Source organism: Chloracidobacterium sp. (assembly GCA_025057975.1).
GTDB lineage: Bacteria > Acidobacteriota > Blastocatellia > Chloracidobacteriales > Chloracidobacteriaceae > Chloracidobacterium.
On the sequence record JANWUV010000009.1, the window covers coordinates 19,958 to 35,524 of the forward strand.

The window sequence follows — 15,567 nt, forward strand, 5'->3', positions numbered from 1 at the left end:
CCGACGGCAAAACCGACGACGCGCCTTCTGCAAACCGAACCGACTCGCCGCTTTTTCGTCGGTTTCCACTTCGCCGGATGTTCTACGCCATGCGTCACACGCGGTCGGCGAAGGTCTTCTCCATCCGCCGGAAGTAAAACGCCCCGGTCATCAAGATGACCAGCGCCGCCGCAACCGAAGCCAAAAACGGCAACCCTGGCGGCGTCCCCGCGCCCAACAACGCCCACCGAAAACCGTCCACCACGCCGCTCATCGGATTGAGATTGTACAGCGTCCGCCACCGCTCCGGGACAAGACTGCCCGGATAGACAATCGGCGTCAAAAACATCCACAACTGCGTCAGAAACGGCATCACGTGCCGTACGTCGCGGTACTCCACGTTGAGCGCCGACGCCCACAGCCCAACCCCCAGCGCCGTCACAACCGCCAACAAGACAAACCCCGGCAGCCAGACAATGCGCCAATCCGGGACAACGCTGTAGTACAACAACATCGGAACCAAAATCACGCAGGCGACGGCCAAATCCACCAACCCCCCAAGAACGCTCGCCAGCGGAATGACCAAGCGGGGGAAGTACACTTTGGCGATCAAGTGCGCGCTGTTGACCAGACTAGTCGACGCTTGCCCCAGCGCGTTGGCGAAAAACGTCCACGGAATCAGCGCCGCCAACGCAAACAATGGATACGGTACGCCGTCCGACGGGATGCCCGCCAGCCGCCCGAAGAAAACGCTGAAGACCAGCATCGTAAACAACGGCTGCAAAATCGCCCACGCCGCGCCCAAGACGGTTTGCTTGTAGCGTACCTTTACGTCGCGCCAAATGAGGAAGTACAGCAGCTCGCGGTATTCCCACAACTCGCTGAACTTGACAGCGACCCAGCCGCGCGTCGGCTCAATCCGAATGGTCGGGACGGCGGGCGTCCGCGCCGCCTCTGTGTCTGAACCAACCGGTTTTTCCAGCGAAGCCGTGGATGCCATACGTGACGCCACTTTACCTACGCCAAAACCTCGACGGCAATAGCGGTACGGCGCCCCACAGTTGCACATCGTTCGTCAAAAACAGCCCGCAACCGTGTTCAGCCGCCGTAGCTAAGCGCTTCGCACCCAAGGTTTGGACGTTGAGCGACGCTCGAATCCGAACTGCTCGTTCCTGCGCCGCAGTATCGCACTGGCAATCCAAGTTAGCCACCCTCCAGCCAAGATTATCTCCGTTACTTGTTACTTGCCGATGCAGAAGGTGGCGAACACGCGGTCGAAAATGTCCTCAATGCTCGTTTCGCCGGTGATGTCGCCCAACGCCTGCAACGCCCGATGTAAATCCGCCAGCGGTACTTCCTCGGAAAAGCCCTGTTCCAGCAAGGCTCGCGCTCGACCCAGCGCCGCCGCCGCTTCACTGAGCGCCGCCGCATGGCGGGCGTCCGTGATGAGCCAATCGTGACCGGCGTCGAGCGTTCGCCCAACAGCGATTTGTTGAATGACTGTCTTAAGCTCGTCGAGACCGGCCCGCGTGTGCGCCGAAACGCCAACGACCGGTAAGTCGAGGCGGCACCGGCGTAGCATCGCCTCAAACGGCTCCGTCGCCCGAACCAAATCAATTTTGTTGACAACGCATACGCCGCGCCGGTCGCGTAGGTGCTCCAACACGCGCACCTCATCCGGGTGCGGGCCGGCGGCGGCATCGCCGACAAAAAGCACTACGTCGGCGTCAGCCAGGGCGCTGTAACTGCGTTCAACACCCATCCGCTCCACAATGTCCGAGGTGTCCCGAATGCCGGCGGTGTCCATCAACCGTACGGGCAGGTCGCCAATGGTCGCCGTTTCCTGCAAAATGTCGCGCGTCGTCCCAGCAATGTCGGTCACAATCGCTCGGTCGGCGTCCAGCAGGGCGTTGAACAGGCTGGACTTGCCGACGTTGGGCCGCCCAACGACGGCCAGCGACACGCCTTCCCGTACAACTCGCCCGGCGTGGTACGTGGCCGCTAACGCGCTCAACTCAGCTTCAAGCTTGGCGAGGTCGCCGGCCAGCGCCGACCGCGAGCGGGTGTCCAGTTGCTCCTCGACGAACTCCACGGCCGACTCAAGATGGACAATCGTCGTCAAAAGCTGCTCTTTGAACGGTTGCAGGCGCGTGGAGAGCGCGCCGCGCATCTGCTGCGCCGCCAAGCGGGCTTGGTACGCCGTCTGTGCCGCAATCAGGTCGCGCAAACCTTCGGCCTGCGCCAAATCAAGCCGCCCATGGCGGACGGCGCGCAACGTGAATTCGCCCGGCCGAGCTGCCCGTGCGCCTTCGCGCAACGCACAGGCAATGATGCGCCGCAGAATGACTGGCGATCCGTGAGCGTGCAACTCCACCACGTCTTCGCCGGTAAACGAGCGCGGCGCACGGAAGTAAATCGCTAGCCCGTCATCAATCGTCTCGTCGGCGGCCTCGTCATAGAAAAAACCGCGCAGTGGGCGAAACGGATGCGCCGCCAACGACCGCCGCCCACGAAACAAAACCGCGCCGATGGCCAAGGCGCGGTCGCCGCTGAGACGAACAATCCCAATCCCACCCCGGCCGGGCGGCGTCGCAATCGCTGCGATGGTGTCCTGCCAGTCGTATGTCGGCATTGTGAATCAAACAAACAGGCTACCGTTGGGCTTGGGAAGATGTTGCCGCCGCCCGACGAGCGACCGGCTCAAGCACCTTCCACACGTTGTCGGCGACGATCCGTGCGCCTGCTTCGTTCGGATGGATGCCGTCGCTCTGGTTAAGGTCTTCTTTGCCGAGGACGCCTTCGAGTAGCGAGGGAATAAAGGGTAGATTGTACTGTTTGGCTAGCTTGGTATAGACCGCCTCAAAGCGCGCCCCATAGTCGGGGCCTGCTTGCTGCGGCGCTTTGAGGCCGGCCAGAATGACCGTGGCGCCGCGCGCCTGTGAGCGTTCAATGATGGCACGTAGGTTAGCTTCCAACTGCGTTAGCGGCAAACCCCGCAGTCCGTCATTGGCACCAAGCGCGACAACAACAATGCGAACATCTCCCTCCAGCGACCAACTCAGCCGTTCCAACCCGCCGGCTGACGTGTCCCCCGATACGCCAGCGTTGACGACTTGGTAGTTCAACCCGGCGGCGTCGAGTTTGCTTTGGAGCAACTCCGGGTAGCTCGCTTCTCGGCGGAGCCCATAACCGGCCGTGAGACTGTCCCCCAAAAACAGGATGCGCGGTCGAGCCAAGCGAGATGCCTCTTCGGAAGCCGGCGCAATGACCGGTAGTGGTTCGGCAAGATCAGGGTTGGCGCGTCCACAACCAACTCCAGCTAAAACGCCCGCCAGCAACCAAACCGCCCAAATCCGTTGTGTCGCCATAGGAAAACGCCTATAACGCTTGTCCTGCCGATTCGCAACCCGATTGGCTGCGCCAAATGATTGAATTGAAGCGAGTCTCAAAGCAAGCGACAAGCGGCAACAGTACCCTGACTATTCTCCACCCGCTTGACCTGACGATTCCCGCCGGACAGTTCGCCGCCGTTTTGGGGCCATCCGGGAGCGGAAAATCCACCCTGCTGGGACTCATCGCCGGGCTGGATGCGCCAACCACAGGAGAAGTTATCCTCGCCGGTACCTCGATTACACGCCTCAGCGAAGACGCCTTGGCGGCTTTTCGAAGCCGTACCATCGGGTTCATTTTTCAAGCTTTCCATCTCGTTCCGACGGCGACAGCGCTGGAAAACGTCCAGATTCCGATGGAAATCGTCGGTCGGCGTGACGCCAAACGACGCGCAAAAGCTTTGCTGGCGGCGGTTGGGCTGAGCGACCGCGCCCACCACTACCCAGCGCAGCTTTCAGGCGGCGAGCAGCAGCGCGTCGCCATCGCCCGCGCCTTCGCCAACGAGCCGCCAATCCTTCTAGCGGACGAGCCGACCGGCAACCTTGATTACACCAATGGGATGCGCGTTTTTGAGCTGCTGCGCCGACTCAACCGCGAGGCGGGAACGACCCTGGTGATGGTGACACACAACGAAGAACTGGCACGCGCCGCCGACCGAGCCATTACGTTACGCGATGGACGGGTTGTCCTAGACAACGTAAGCGTTTCCGTTGAGCCGTTGCCGTCCAGTTAGGGCAGGTCTGTTTGGAGGCGTGCGCCAACCGCCAACTGCGTCGGCCTCTGCACTGCCTTCGCGCAGAGTGTACCCTAACCGCCGTTGATTTCTGTTGTTCGCACCAAGTTGACAAACGCCTGCGCCGCCCGCGACAGCGGCGACTGTCGCCGATAAACGACGCGCAGTTTGCGCGCCAAACGCATCTCGCGAATGGGCATCGCCGCTAACTGCCCACGCGCCGTTTCAGCCGCCACACACAAACGCGGCAGGATACTGACACCGACCCCAGACTCCACCATTCGTTTGATGGCCTCGATCGACGGCAATTCTACCGCAATTCGCAACGGCGTCCGGTGACGGGCGAAGGCTTCGATAACTTGTAGCCGGTACCGCGACACAACGTTGTGAGCGATGAATGTTTCCTGTCCTAGTTCGCGGATGGAGACGACGGAACGGCCAGCCAAAGCGTGGTGCGGCGCCGTTACGAGAGCGACTGCATCCGTGGCGACGATCAATGACCGCAGACCACTGTCCGGCGGCGCAAAGCTGACAACGCCTAGCTCCACGCCGTGGCGTAGGATTTCGGAGGGCACCTCACTCGCGCGGCAACGCTTGACCTCGACGTGAACCGCCGGGTAGGCCCGAATGAAGCGCTCCAGCCACGGCAAAATGTACGTAACGGTTTGCTCGTTCGCCCCAATAACCAATCGCCCGGCGGTCAGTTCGTCCAGTTGACGCAGCGCCTGCGTCGTTTCGTTGCGGAGGTCGAGCAGGCGTCGCGCATAGTCGTAGAGCAGACGGCCGGCAGCGGTGGGGATGACGCCCTTCGCATTGCGGTCAAGCAGCGCCGTTCCCAGCTCATGTTCCAGCTTCTTGATGGTCTGGCTCACCGCCGCCTGCGTCCGCGCCAACCGCCGTGCCGCCCGCGAAAAGTGCCTTTCTTCGACGACCGCCGTGAAAACTTCAAGGTGAGACAAATCCACGGTTGCCAATCCGTTTCCGCCTGACGGAAATTCCATTCGACCGAATTGTTTCGGCGATATACCTCAAGGTGGACAGCCAGAAGGCGAATGTGAGAGTATTTTCAATCCGAAAGGCGTAAAATTTCAGCCCCACCGGTATGAGGTTCTTTGGCGGTGCTCGTTCCGGCGCAACCGGCCGGCGCGAAGCCGAGTGACTTTTGCGTTCGATGATCTTGATGCGCCGGCCTGGCTCCGGTGCTGCGTAGTTTCAGGGTTATGTCTTCACACACGATTCTGATTGTAGATGATGAGTCGTATATCCGCGACTTGCTCGTTTCCGTGCTAAGCCTTGAGTACAAAGTACTGACGGCTGAAGACGGCGTCGAAGCCCTTGAGACATACATGCAGCACCGAAACGTGATTCAGTGTGTCATCACTGACTTGTTCATGCCACGCATGGACGGCGAAGAGTTGATCGAACGTCTCCACGAAGCACGGCCTGACCTACCGATTATCCTCATCACAGCCCTCCAGGATGACGCGCGCCTAAACCGGCTTCGCGACTGGCCGAATGTGACGGTAATGCCGAAGCCTTTCAACCTCGGGCAGTTGCGGAACACCCTCCGCCAGAACGTCGCCGCCCGGTGAAACCGCCGGGTGCAGGCGACCGGACGGCGTGCCAGCGTCGCGGCTTCAACCGCCGAAGATGGCGTCCTTCACGCGGTCGAAAAAACCCTTTTCTTCAGGCTTGCGCGTCGCTTTGCGCCCGTCGCCGCCGGGGCGCAAGGCGGCGAACTCCTCAAGCAGTCGGCGCTGTTCACGGGTCAGGTTGGTCGGTGTGACCACATTGACGATGACGAAGAGATCGCCGACTTCCCCAGACAGCGTTGGCATGCCCTTACCGCGCAGGCGGAAGGCCGTCCCGGTTTGCGTCCCTTCAGGAATCTTCAGCATGGCGTACCCATCTAGGGTCGGCACTTCAATATCAGCCCCAAGCGCCGCTTCCACAAAGTCAATGGAAACTTGGCACAGCAGGTTGTTGTCCTGCCGCTCGAAAATCTCGTGTTCCCGGATGTGGATAACCACCTGCAAGTCGCCTGGCGGACCGCCGCCAACGCCAGCTTCCCCCTCGCCTGCGACGCGGAGGCGCATACCATTGTCCACCCCGGCCGGCACTTTGATTTCGATGCGTTTTTCACGCCGGACGCGCCCTTCGCCACGGCAGGTACGGCATGGGTTTCGAATAATCCGCCCGACGCCATGGCACTGGGGACAGGTCCGAGTGACGCTAAAAAAGCCCTGTTGATACCGAACTTGGCCGAGGCCGCCGCAGGTTGGGCAGGTTTCCGGCGTCGTGCCAGCGGCGGCGCCGCTGCCGCCGCAGTCATCGCAGGTTTCTAAACGTGGTACGCGAATCTGCGTCGTCACGCCCTTGGCGGCTTCTTCCAGCGTCAGTTCTAGGTCGTAGCGCAAGTCAGCTCCGCGCTGCACCTGACTACGGCGGCCGCCACCTCCAAAACCAAACCCGAAGAGGTCGCCAAGGATATCTTCAAAGTTTTGAAAGCCGGCAAACCCGCTGAAACCGCCGGCTGCCGCCGCACCGACGCCAGCGTGGCCGAAGCGGTCATACCGTGCGCGCTGTTCGGGGTCAGAAAGCACGGCGTAGGCCTCAGCGGCTTCCTTAAACTTCTCCTCAGCCGCCTTGTCGCCGGGGTTTTTGTCCGGGTGGTACTTCATCGCCAGGCGACGGTACGCTTTTTTGATGTCCGTCTCGGTCGCGTTCCGCGCAACGCCTAGCACTTCATAGTAATCCCGCTTACTTGCCATGCCCTCATCCTTCCGAAACCGAGCCAAGGTTGCGTACGACGGCCTCCCGCCGAGCGCTCGCACACTACCAACTGGCGGCACGAGCGTGACGGCAAGTCCGCCCTAGGCTCTACCATCACCGCCGATCGTTATTCCGTCAACATCTTTACGCCGCCGGTTTCCGGTGGCGGCGGCGCATCGCTCGCCGGCGTATTGAACATGGCATTGGTGATAATCTGAGCGACATTTTCGAGCGCTTCAAGCCACTGCTTGAGCACCGCCGCATCTTGGATGTTGAGGACTTCCTTTGCGCCGGTGATCGTTTCACGTACCAGTTCCTGCTCTTCCGCCGGCAGCATCCAGCCGAATTCGCCGAAAGAACGCTGCGTGTTTTGTAGCAAGCCTTCGAGACGGCTTTGCATGAGCAGCAACTCCTTTAACCGGCGGTCGCTTTCGGCGTTGCGTTGGGCTTCCGCGATGAGGTTGGCGATTTCGCCCGGCGACAACCCCGACGACGGCGTAACGCGCATGTTTTGCTCAAGCCCAGTGGCTTTGTCACGCGCCGACACCTTTACGATGCCGTCAGCGTCAATCTCAAACGAAACTTCGATTTGCGGGACGCCGCGCGGCGCTGGCGGAATGCCGACCAGTTCAAATCGTCCCAGCGAACGATTGCCTTTGGCGATTTCACGTTCGCCCTGCAGGACATGAATTTCGACGCAGGACTGGTTGTCGACAACGGTCGTAAAGGTCAGCGACTTGCGGACAGGAATGGTGGTGTTTCGCTCAACGATTTTCTGGAATAGGCCGCCGCGCACCTCAATGCCTAGCGAGAGCGGAATCACATCCAGCAGCACCAAGTCTTTGACTTGTCCAGTGAAGACGCCGCCCTGAATCGCTGCGCCAATTGCCACGACCTCATCCGGGTTGATGCTCGCGTTGGGTTCGCGCCCGAAAATCTTCCTGACGCACTCGTGAATAATCGGCGAGCGCGTTTGTCCGCCAACCAGCAACACTTGGTCAATATCTTCGGGTTTGAGGCGTGCGTCCCACAGCGCCTTCTGGCACGGCTCGACCGTCCGTTCAACCAAATCCCTGACCAGTTCCTCAAACTTGGCGCGGGTGAGAGTAAGATTGAGGTGCTTCGGGCCCGTTGCTGGGTCGGCGGCGATGAACGGTAGGTTGATGTTGGCTTCGAGCGTCGAAGACAGCTCGCACTTGGCGCGCTCCGCCGCTTCCTTTAGGCGTTGGAGCGCCAGCCGGTCGGTGCGTAGGTCAATGCCTGTTTCGCGTAGGAATTCCTGAATCAGCCAGTCAATGATGCGTTGGTCGAAGTCTTCTCCGCCGAGGAAAGAGTCGCCGCAGGTCGAGAGTACTTCAAACACGCCGTCGTTCATTTCAAGCACCGACACGTCAAACGTGCCGCCGCCCAAGTCATAGACGGCAATTCGTTCGGACTCCCGCTTGCCGACGCCGTACGCCAGCGCCGCCGCCGTCGGCTCATTGATGATGCGCTGCACATTCAGCCCTGCAATCTTACCGGCGTCCTTGGTCGCCTGCCGCTGGAAGTCGTCAAAGTAAGCCGGGACGGTAATGATGGCTTCTTCCACCGGTTCACCGAGGAAGTCTTCGGCGGCGGCTTTCAGGCGCTGCAGGATAATGGCGGAGATTTCGGGCGGGCTGTAAGCGCGGCCCTGCGCCCGCACCCAGGCGTCACCGTTGGAGGACTCGCAAATCTCGTACGGGCAGATTTCCCGCGCGCGCTGGACTTCAGGCGAGTTGAACTTGCGGCCAATGAGTCGCTTGACGGCATAGATGGTATTGGCAGCGTTGGTGATCGCCTGCCGACGCGCGATTTGCCCAACCAGTCGTTCACCTTTGTCTGTAAAGCCAACAACTGACGGCGTTGTGCGTCCTCCCTCCTTGTTAGGGATGATCTGCGTCGTTCCACCTTCCATCACGGCGACGCAGCAGTTGGTTGTCCCAAGGTCTATGCCGATTACTTTACCCATGGCGTCAGTCTAGGCATGTCCACCCGACATGCACAGGGGATTGCTCTTGTTTGTCCCAACCCGTTTGCAAGGCCTTTCCTGCGGAGTCTATCAGCGTCAGGAAACAGCCGGGCGGACGGCGACACGCACCATCGCCGGGCGCAACAGCCGGTCGCCGACTCTGTACCCGCGTTTGAGTTCCGCCAGTATTGTATTGGGTTTGTACTCGTCTGTTTCGTCTGTGGCAATCGCTTCGTGAACGTTTGGATCAAAAACTTCACCAACCGCTGCAATGGGTTGGACGCCAAAGCCAGCAAGGTCATCCATGAGCCGCCGTTGGATCAGTTCGACGCCAGCTAAGAAGTCGGCGAGGCTACCGCCCTCGGCGCGCCCCGTTTGCAGCGCGCGTTCCAGATTGTCAAGTACGTCCAGCATCTTGAGCAACACAGCGTGTTTGCTGCGCTCCGCCGCCTCCGCTTTCTCGCGTTCAGCGCGCTTGCGGTAATTGTCAAACTCGAACATCAAGCGCTGGAGTTGTTGTTGCATCGCCGCTTTCTCGCTGGTGGCCTTGGCCAACTGCTCCTTAACGAGTTCGACATGGCGTCGCGCCGAGTTGGTTTGTTCGCGGGCGCGTTCTAGGTCTTCCTGCAGACTGGCCAAATCCATCAACAGCCGAATGGTTTCATCTTCCGAGAGGCCTTTGCGTGGGCCGCCGGATGTACTCTCCGCAACAACCGGTTGATCCGACTCAGCCGCCGGTAAGGTGTGTGGTGAAGTGTCGGCGGGCGAGGGAGACGCCTCGCCGGCTGACTCTTCGGCGGAATCGGAGAGCGGCGCGGCGGCTCCCATTTCGGTCTCATAGGGAGTCGCTGCTGAAGCTGCTGGCGTTTCACCAGCCGCAAGGGGGGCGGCGGTGAAGAAAGCGTCCCCGCCGCCGGACGAGAGGGATGAGGTAAACGGCGGGGAAGGGCGGCGGCTTGGCGAAGCTTCCGATAGCGCGGCGTCCGTTGGCAGTTCGATCTCAACCGTGCGCCGCTTTGGCGGCGCCACGTCAAGCTGTGGCATTACATTCCCGGCGGGCGTATTCACCGTGATGTCCTCCTAAAACAGCTCGCCAGAAAAGTATGTCCGGCGTTGGGCTGGGACGCTGTAACACTAGGCAGGGAGTGGGAAACCCGTACGGTCACAGGCGACTAACCGGCGAAGGATTCACCCAGTGAGGTGTACAACTTGGATGCGACCACCGGCTTGTCCCACCAGCGTAGGCGGAAAGGGCGCAGGGGCGGTGTCGTTCAAAAGCTGATCAAATATCTTGGCCATATACCCAACCAGCCGCATAACGCGCCCGTACTTCATTCGCACTGGCCCAACGACCGTAAGGCTTCCAACTGAATCATGCCGATAGTGGTATGGAGCCGTGACGATGGCACAATCCCGCAGACCGGGTACGTGATGCTCCATACCGATTTGCACCACCACGCCGCCAGTTGTTTCCGCCTGCGCCAAGCAGGCGTTGAGGATTTTCACCAGCCGCCCTTTTTCCTCAAACATCCGAAAGAGGGCGCGCATCCGGGCTGTGTCCGCAAATTCCGGCGCGTCAAGGATGTTGGCCGTACCGTCCACATACACGTCAGCTTCGGAAGCATCGGCGTCGAGATCACGGTTGCATAGCACCAGCGCGTTTTTGAGCAACCGGTCGTAAAGATGTTTTTCTTCCGACATGCGCTTGAGCAACTCAAGGCGAATGTCAGACAAAGTGCGCCCAGCGAAGTGTTCATTCAGGTAGTGCGCTGTCCGGCTAAGTTCGGCCGGGGCAAGGTCTTCATCTACCCGGACGACAAAGTTGCGAACGAGTCCAGTGCGTGAGACTGTGACGACCAGCACGCGGCGTGCTTCCAGCCGAATAAACTCAATATGTTGCAGAATGTCGCGTGACAGGGGGGGCGACAGAACAATCCCAACGTACGACGACAAGTTGGACAGGACGTGGGAAGCGCGGGCGAGGACGTCTTCTCCAGTGACGTTGGGGTCGGAAAACAGGCTACGTTGGATGATTTCCTCATCCGTCCGCGATGGGCGAGCGTCAAAGTTGGCGACCAGCGTATCTACGTAGTAGCGGTAGCCTTGATCGGTGGGAATGCGCCCAGCTGATGTATGGGGTTGGGTGACATACCCTTGCTCTTCCAAATCCGCCATGATGTTGCGGATCGAGGCTGGGCTGAGCTTTTGCCCAATTTGCTTGGAGAGCGTCCGCGAGCCGATGGGTTCACCAGTGGCAATGTGAAGGCGTACGAGCGTCAACAACAGCTCGTGGCTACGTTCGTCCAGTTTGTGAACCGCCCGCCTTTTGCCCATAAACTGTTGTTTTTCTTAGCACAAAAATGTCACAGCAAGATAGCATCGGTCAAAAAAACGTGTCAAGCCAGCCACGGCGCAGCGCGTCAGACGGTCGCCTTGTTTTTCGGAGAAGGGGGGCGTACGGCGCATACCATGCAAGAGTGGAGGCAAGGCTAAAGGTTCAGGTGCAGCCGTCTGCTCCCTGTCACACCTCAGTTCAGCAGCGGATTGGGGTGGTGGTCGGACGGCGGCGTCAGGCGTCCAACCCGCAAGATCGTCTCGCAAAACAAGCGCGAGTCAAGCAGCGTCTGCACAACGTACTCCCCAGCCTGCGGAAAATGCAGGTTCAGAAAAAACGTCACGTTCGTGTTGAAGCCCTGCGCCGGCAGGCTCAGGCGCGACGGCGTCGAAACGGCGAGCGTTTCACGGCGTCCGGGAGAAAGGATGCGGACTTCCGACAGGTACTCGCCCGTCCCGCGCCAGTGATTGCACACCGCCATACGCACCAGTCCGAAGGGGATTTCCGGGGCGTAGATTTCCTGAAACACCCCCATAAAGCTGAGCTTGTTGCCGACTTCGAGACGTACGTCGTCGCACAGGATTTGGTAGACGAGTTCGATGGTTTTGGCGTGGTTGGAGCTGACGGTGGGCATGGCGGAGCATGTCCTTCCAAGTGACTTGCGCCGGGACATCCGGGCCGGCGCTGACGCCCTAGGACGTGTTATGCACGATGTAAGGAAAGGATGTAAACCTCGTACCTGTCAACGGAAAGCATAATTTGGAGCGCTGCGACGATGTTGGGCGTTTTTCCTAAACCCCTATGCACTTTCACTATAGACCGTCCTGACGGCGCTTCATCCTTCAAAAGCCCACCAATGTAGGTGGGCTATGGCCGGTGCAGCGGCCGTTGGCCGGATGCTTTCCGGCGAGCGGTGGCTTGACGCGCCTAACCGGCTGGAAGAGCATCGCCCCATGCAACGCGAACGATTCATCGGCGCGGCCTGTGTCATCGCAGCCGCAGCCCTATGGAGTCTAGGCGGCGTCGGCATCAAAACGGCACAAACAAATCCCTTCGCCATCGCTGGTTTTCGGAGCTTCTTCGCGTTGTTTGTTCTGGTCGCGGTGTTGCTGTGGCGGATGCAACGCGAGGGCTTCCAAGCAAGTGATACGCTGCGGCGGCGCTACGTGTGGTGGGGAGCGGCCGGCTACGCGCTGACCATGGTTTCCTTCACCTGGGCCAACAAGCTGACGACGGCCGCCAACGCGATTCTGCTGCAGTACACGGCGCCAATTTTCGTCGCTCTGTTGGCGCGACCGCTGCTCAATGAGCCGATCACCCGCCGCGACCGCTGGGCCATCGGCGGCTGTTTATTCGGCATGGCGTGGTTCTTCTTCGGTAAGTTGAGTTGGGCAGGGATGGCCGGCAACCTGCTGGCGATTGTCGCCGGGATCGGCTTCGCCGCCATCGCCCTCTGTCTGCGCGCCGACGCCCGGACGCAACCGCCGGCGGGCGGTTCGCCGCCGTCCAGCCTTGTCCTCATCGCGCTCGGCAACGCCTTAGCCGCCGTGCTGTGCGCGCCTGCGATGCTTGCCGCGTTGCCTCTGCCATCGTCAACGTTGGGACTACTGGCCGGGTTGGGCGTCCTCCAGATCGGCGTCGCCTACGTGTTTTTTGCGATGGGCGTCAGTCGCGTTTCGGCGCTGGAAAGTACGCTGTTGGCGATGCTGGAGCCAATCCTGAATCCAGTCTGGGTGGCGTTGGCGACGGGCGAACGTCCGGCGGCGACGGCCGTACTAGGTGGAGCCATGGTCATCGGCGTCATCATCTGGCGGCAACTGGAGCGACCAGCCGCCGCCCAAGCCGAGGCGTCCGCAAACCGTTCGGCCTAGAAGCACTATATGTCGTTGATACGGCACGCATAAAACGCTATTCATAGCGCACACAAGCATTACAAGCCTACAGGCAGGAAACTATGCATACCGCTGTTATTCTCGAAAAGGTCTCCCCGTCTGTTGAACGCCGGGTGATTGTCAAACGCGACGGGCGTACGGTGGGCTGGGACCCGGAGCGCATCGTCCGCGCGATTTCGTTGGCTTTCTACGCCGTTCGGCACAACAACGCGCCCAACCCCTTCAGCAACGACCGTGAAGCCCGCTACGGCCTGAGCGAAGAAGACCATGCCGAAGTGCTCCGCATCACGAACATGGTCATCAACAACGTTGATCTGCGCTTCCACCGGGGCGAAAACCCCACTGTCGAACAGGTGCAAGACATCGTTGAGATGATGATTGCCGGCGCTGGTCATTTCGACGTAGCGAAAAGCTACGTGCTCTATCGGGCAAAGAAAGCCGAAGCGCGTATCCACAAGCATGTGGAGAACGGTCTCGCCGATTACATCGCCGTCAGCCGGTACACCCGTTACCGCGAAGATTTGGGACGACGTGAACTGTGGCCGGAAGCCGTTGCGCGCGTCTTCGAGATGCACCGAGCGCATTTTCGCGCTGTCCTCGACCGTTCCGTCCCCGAACTTGGGCTCACCGTCGGTGAGCTGATTGATCAGGCCGAGCGGGATGTCCGCGACCGCCGGGCGCTACCTTCAATGCGTTCGCTGCAGTTCGGCGGCAAGGCCATTGAGGTTAATCACGCCCGGATGTACAATTGCTGCTTCGGCCACATTGACCACCCCCGTAAGTTCGCCGAAGCGACGTGGCTCCTGTTGTCAGGAACGGGTGTCGGATTTTCCGTTCAGAAACACCACGTCGCTAAGCTGCCGCCGCTCCCCCTGCGGAAAAGCATCGACGAGCTGCCGGTGGTTCACTTCACGATTCCCGATAGTATTGAAGGCTGGGCGGATGCGGTGGATCAGCTCATCCACAGTTACTATGCGGGTGTCTATGTTGAGTTCAACTACTCGCAGATTCGACCGAAAGGCAGCCTGCTACGCACGTCGGGCGGACGCGCGCCGGGACATCTCCCGCTCAAGCGGGCGTTGGAAGCCATGCGCGGCGTGTTGGATCGGGCGGTAGGCCGGAAGCTCAAGCCAATCGAGGCGTACGACATTTTGATGTACGCCGCGAGCGCCGTCATTTCGGGCGGCGTCCGCCGCAGCGCCACCATCGCGCTGTTCAGCGCCGACGACGAGGAAATGACCAACGCCAAGACCGGTGATTGGTTTGTCGCTCATCCGCAGCGGCAGTTTTCCAACAACAGTGCTGTCCTTGTCCGCCGCGAGGCTTCCCGCGAGCAGTTCCAAGCCTTGTTCAACGCTGTCAAACAGTTCGGCGAACCCGGTTTCTACTTCACCGAGAACACGGAGTATGGCGCCAACCCGTGTGTTGAGATTGGTCTCATGCCGGTGATGACGGTGGACGAGCCGACCCTGGCCAAACTCCGGGCGCTGGGCTACGACCAACCGCTAAAAGTCGGCGATACCGTTTCGGGCTGGCAGCACTGCAACCTCTCCACCATCAACGGCCGCGCGTGCCGAACCCCGGAAGACTTCTACGCGCTGTGTCGCACGGCCGCGGTCATCGGGACGTTGCAGGCGGCGTACACCGACATGCCCTACTTAGGGCCTGTGACGCGCGTCATCAACGAACGTGAAGCGCTGCTTGGCGTCTCGATTTGCGGCGTCATGGACAACCCCACCGTCCTGCTCGACCCGGCCGTTCTGCGGCGCGGCGCGGACATCGCCAAGGCGACGAATGCGGCGCTGGCGAAGGTCATCGGCATCAATCGCGCCGCGCGCGTCACCTGCGTCAAGCCGGAAGGGACGGCGTCGCTGCTGCTGGGTACGGCGAGCGGCATCCATCCTCACCATGCCAAACGCTATTTCCGGCGCGTCCAAGCCGCACGCACCGAGGTGGTTTACCAGTTCTTCCGCCGGTACAACCCGCACATGACCGAGGTGTACGGCATGAAGGCGGACACCACCGACGTGATCACGTTCCCCGTTGAAGCGCCCGAAGGCGCGATCACGAAGAAAGACCTCAGCGCGACGAAGTTTTTGGAGATTGTGAAGCTGGTGCAGGAAAACTGGGTCAAGCCCGGTACGGCGCACGAGGACTACAATCCGGGGCTGTACCACAACGTCTCGAACACGGTCGTCGTCCGGCCGCATGAGTGGGACGCCGTCGCGGACTACATCTGGGAAAACCGCGATTATTTCACCGGCATTTCGATTCTGCCCGCCAGCGGCGACAAGGATTACCCGCAAGCGCCGCTTGAAGAAGTGACGACGCCGCAGGACATCGCGCGCTGGAACGCCCTGAAGTACAACCCGGTGGACTATGCCGCGCTCAACGAGGCGGCGGACTACACCAGTTTCAGGGATGTCGTCGCGTGCGCCGGTGGGCGGTGCGACATCTGAGCCGGGCACTGCGACGC

Annotated in this window: 13 protein-coding genes; 4 read left to right on the top strand and 9 right to left on the bottom strand. The window is 60.6% G+C overall.

Annotated features, from left to right (window positions below; genetic code table 11):
* Positions 1-94: 94 nt before the first annotated feature.
* The 3 genes from NZ585_09235 to NZ585_09245 all read right to left on the bottom strand — a co-directional run bounded on the left by NZ585_09235 (position 95) and on the right by NZ585_09245 (position 3,347).
* Positions 95-979 carry an ABC transporter permease gene (locus NZ585_09235; GenBank protein ID MCS7080219.1) on the bottom strand — a complete coding sequence of 295 codons (885 nt, stop codon included), beginning with the start codon at positions 977-979 and terminating at the stop codon, positions 95-97.
* Between the two features lie 240 nt (positions 980-1,219).
* A complete protein-coding gene (mnmE, locus tag NZ585_09240; GenBank protein ID MCS7080220.1) occupies positions 1,220-2,611 on the bottom strand; it encodes a tRNA uridine-5-carboxymethylaminomethyl(34) synthesis GTPase MnmE in 1,392 nt (463 codons plus the stop codon).
* A gap of 19 nt (positions 2,612-2,630) precedes the next feature.
* Positions 2,631-3,347 carry an arylesterase gene (locus tag NZ585_09245; protein MCS7080221.1) on the bottom strand — a complete coding sequence of 239 codons (717 nt, stop codon included), beginning with the start codon at positions 3,345-3,347 and terminating at the stop codon, positions 2,631-2,633.
* A gap of 56 nt (positions 3,348-3,403) precedes the next feature.
* On the opposite strand from NZ585_09245, the gene NZ585_09250 reads away from it, so the two are divergent.
* Complete coding sequence (locus NZ585_09250; protein ID MCS7080222.1) at positions 3,404-4,102, top strand: ABC transporter ATP-binding protein; 699 nt, start codon at positions 3,404-3,406, stop codon at positions 4,100-4,102.
* A 74-nt stretch (positions 4,103-4,176) separates the two neighbouring features.
* Here NZ585_09250 and NZ585_09255 read toward each other — a convergent pair whose 3' ends face one another.
* A complete protein-coding gene (locus NZ585_09255) occupies positions 4,177-5,103 on the bottom strand; it encodes a LysR family transcriptional regulator (GenBank protein ID MCS7080223.1) in 927 nt (308 codons plus the stop codon).
* A 219-nt stretch (positions 5,104-5,322) separates the two neighbouring features.
* Here NZ585_09255 and NZ585_09260 point away from each other — a divergent pair, with 219 nt between their 5' ends.
* The gene (locus tag NZ585_09260) at positions 5,323-5,694 is read left to right on the top strand and encodes a response regulator (protein MCS7080224.1); all 372 of its coding nucleotides are present in this window, start codon (positions 5,323-5,325) and stop codon (positions 5,692-5,694) included.
* A gap of 45 nt (positions 5,695-5,739) precedes the next feature.
* On the opposite strand, the gene dnaJ is transcribed toward NZ585_09260, so the two are convergent.
* The 5 genes from dnaJ to NZ585_09285 form a co-directional block, all read right to left on the bottom strand.
* On the bottom strand, positions 5,740-6,873 hold the full coding sequence (gene dnaJ / locus NZ585_09265) for a molecular chaperone DnaJ (protein ID MCS7080225.1): 1,134 nt from the start codon (positions 6,871-6,873) through the stop codon (positions 5,740-5,742).
* 128 nt (positions 6,874-7,001) lie between these two features.
* Positions 7,002-8,864 (bottom strand): molecular chaperone DnaK, encoded by a 1,863-nt coding sequence (gene dnaK / locus NZ585_09270; protein MCS7080226.1) that lies wholly within the window; start codon positions 8,862-8,864, stop codon positions 7,002-7,004.
* 96 nt (positions 8,865-8,960) lie between these two features.
* Positions 8,961-9,932, bottom strand: a complete 972-nt coding sequence (gene grpE, locus NZ585_09275) for a nucleotide exchange factor GrpE (protein ID MCS7080227.1) — start codon at positions 9,930-9,932, stop codon at positions 8,961-8,963.
* A 120-nt stretch (positions 9,933-10,052) separates the two neighbouring features.
* Positions 10,053-11,198: a heat-inducible transcriptional repressor HrcA gene (hrcA, locus tag NZ585_09280; protein ID MCS7080228.1), complete on the bottom strand. Its 1,146-nt coding sequence runs from the start codon at positions 11,196-11,198 to the stop codon at positions 10,053-10,055.
* A 194-nt stretch (positions 11,199-11,392) separates the two neighbouring features.
* A complete protein-coding gene (locus NZ585_09285; GenBank protein MCS7080229.1) occupies positions 11,393-11,833 on the bottom strand; it encodes a hypothetical protein in 441 nt (146 codons plus the stop codon).
* Between the two features lie 235 nt (positions 11,834-12,068).
* Here NZ585_09285 and NZ585_09290 point away from each other — a divergent pair, with 235 nt between their 5' ends.
* Together NZ585_09290 and NZ585_09295 are read left to right on the top strand one after the other, a co-directional pair.
* Positions 12,069-13,070, top strand: coding sequence for a DMT family transporter (locus NZ585_09290; protein ID MCS7080230.1), 1,002 nt, complete (start codon positions 12,069-12,071; stop codon positions 13,068-13,070).
* An 83-nt stretch (positions 13,071-13,153) separates the two neighbouring features.
* Entirely contained in the window at positions 13,154-15,550 is a 2,397-nt protein-coding gene (locus NZ585_09295; protein MCS7080231.1) for an ATP cone domain-containing protein, read from the top strand.
* The last annotated feature ends 17 nt before the right edge of the window (positions 15,551-15,567 follow it).

What these genes read in the sequence shown, in the direction of transcription:
- NZ585_09235 (MCS7080219.1), bottom strand. Translation starts at nt 979, where the DNA reads ATGGCATCCACGGCTTCGCTGGAAAAACCGGTTGGTTCAGACACAGAG.
- NZ585_09260 (MCS7080224.1), top strand. Translation starts at nt 5,323, where the DNA reads ATGTCTTCACACACGATTCTGATTGTAGATGATGAGTCGTATATCCGC.
- NZ585_09290 (MCS7080230.1), top strand. Translation starts at nt 12,069, where the DNA reads ATGGCCGGTGCAGCGGCCGTTGGCCGGATGCTTTCCGGCGAGCGGTGG.
- NZ585_09295 (MCS7080231.1), top strand. Translation starts at nt 13,154, where the DNA reads ATGCATACCGCTGTTATTCTCGAAAAGGTCTCCCCGTCTGTTGAACGC.
- NZ585_09250 (MCS7080222.1), top strand. Translation starts at nt 3,404, where the DNA reads ATGATTGAATTGAAGCGAGTCTCAAAGCAAGCGACAAGCGGCAACAGT.
- NZ585_09285 (MCS7080229.1), bottom strand. Translation starts at nt 11,833, where the DNA reads ATGCCCACCGTCAGCTCCAACCACGCCAAAACCATCGAACTCGTCTAC.
- NZ585_09255 (MCS7080223.1), bottom strand. Translation starts at nt 5,103, where the DNA reads ATGGAATTTCCGTCAGGCGGAAACGGATTGGCAACCGTGGATTTGTCT.
- dnaK (MCS7080226.1), bottom strand. Translation starts at nt 8,864, where the DNA reads ATGGGTAAAGTAATCGGCATAGACCTTGGGACAACCAACTGCTGCGTC.
- hrcA (MCS7080228.1), bottom strand. Translation starts at nt 11,198, where the DNA reads ATGGGCAAAAGGCGGGCGGTTCACAAACTGGACGAACGTAGCCACGAG.
- mnmE (MCS7080220.1), bottom strand. Translation starts at nt 2,611, where the DNA reads ATGCCGACATACGACTGGCAGGACACCATCGCAGCGATTGCGACGCCG.
- dnaJ (MCS7080225.1), bottom strand. Translation starts at nt 6,873, where the DNA reads ATGGCAAGTAAGCGGGATTACTATGAAGTGCTAGGCGTTGCGCGGAAC.
- NZ585_09245 (MCS7080221.1), bottom strand. Translation starts at nt 3,347, where the DNA reads ATGGCGACACAACGGATTTGGGCGGTTTGGTTGCTGGCGGGCGTTTTA.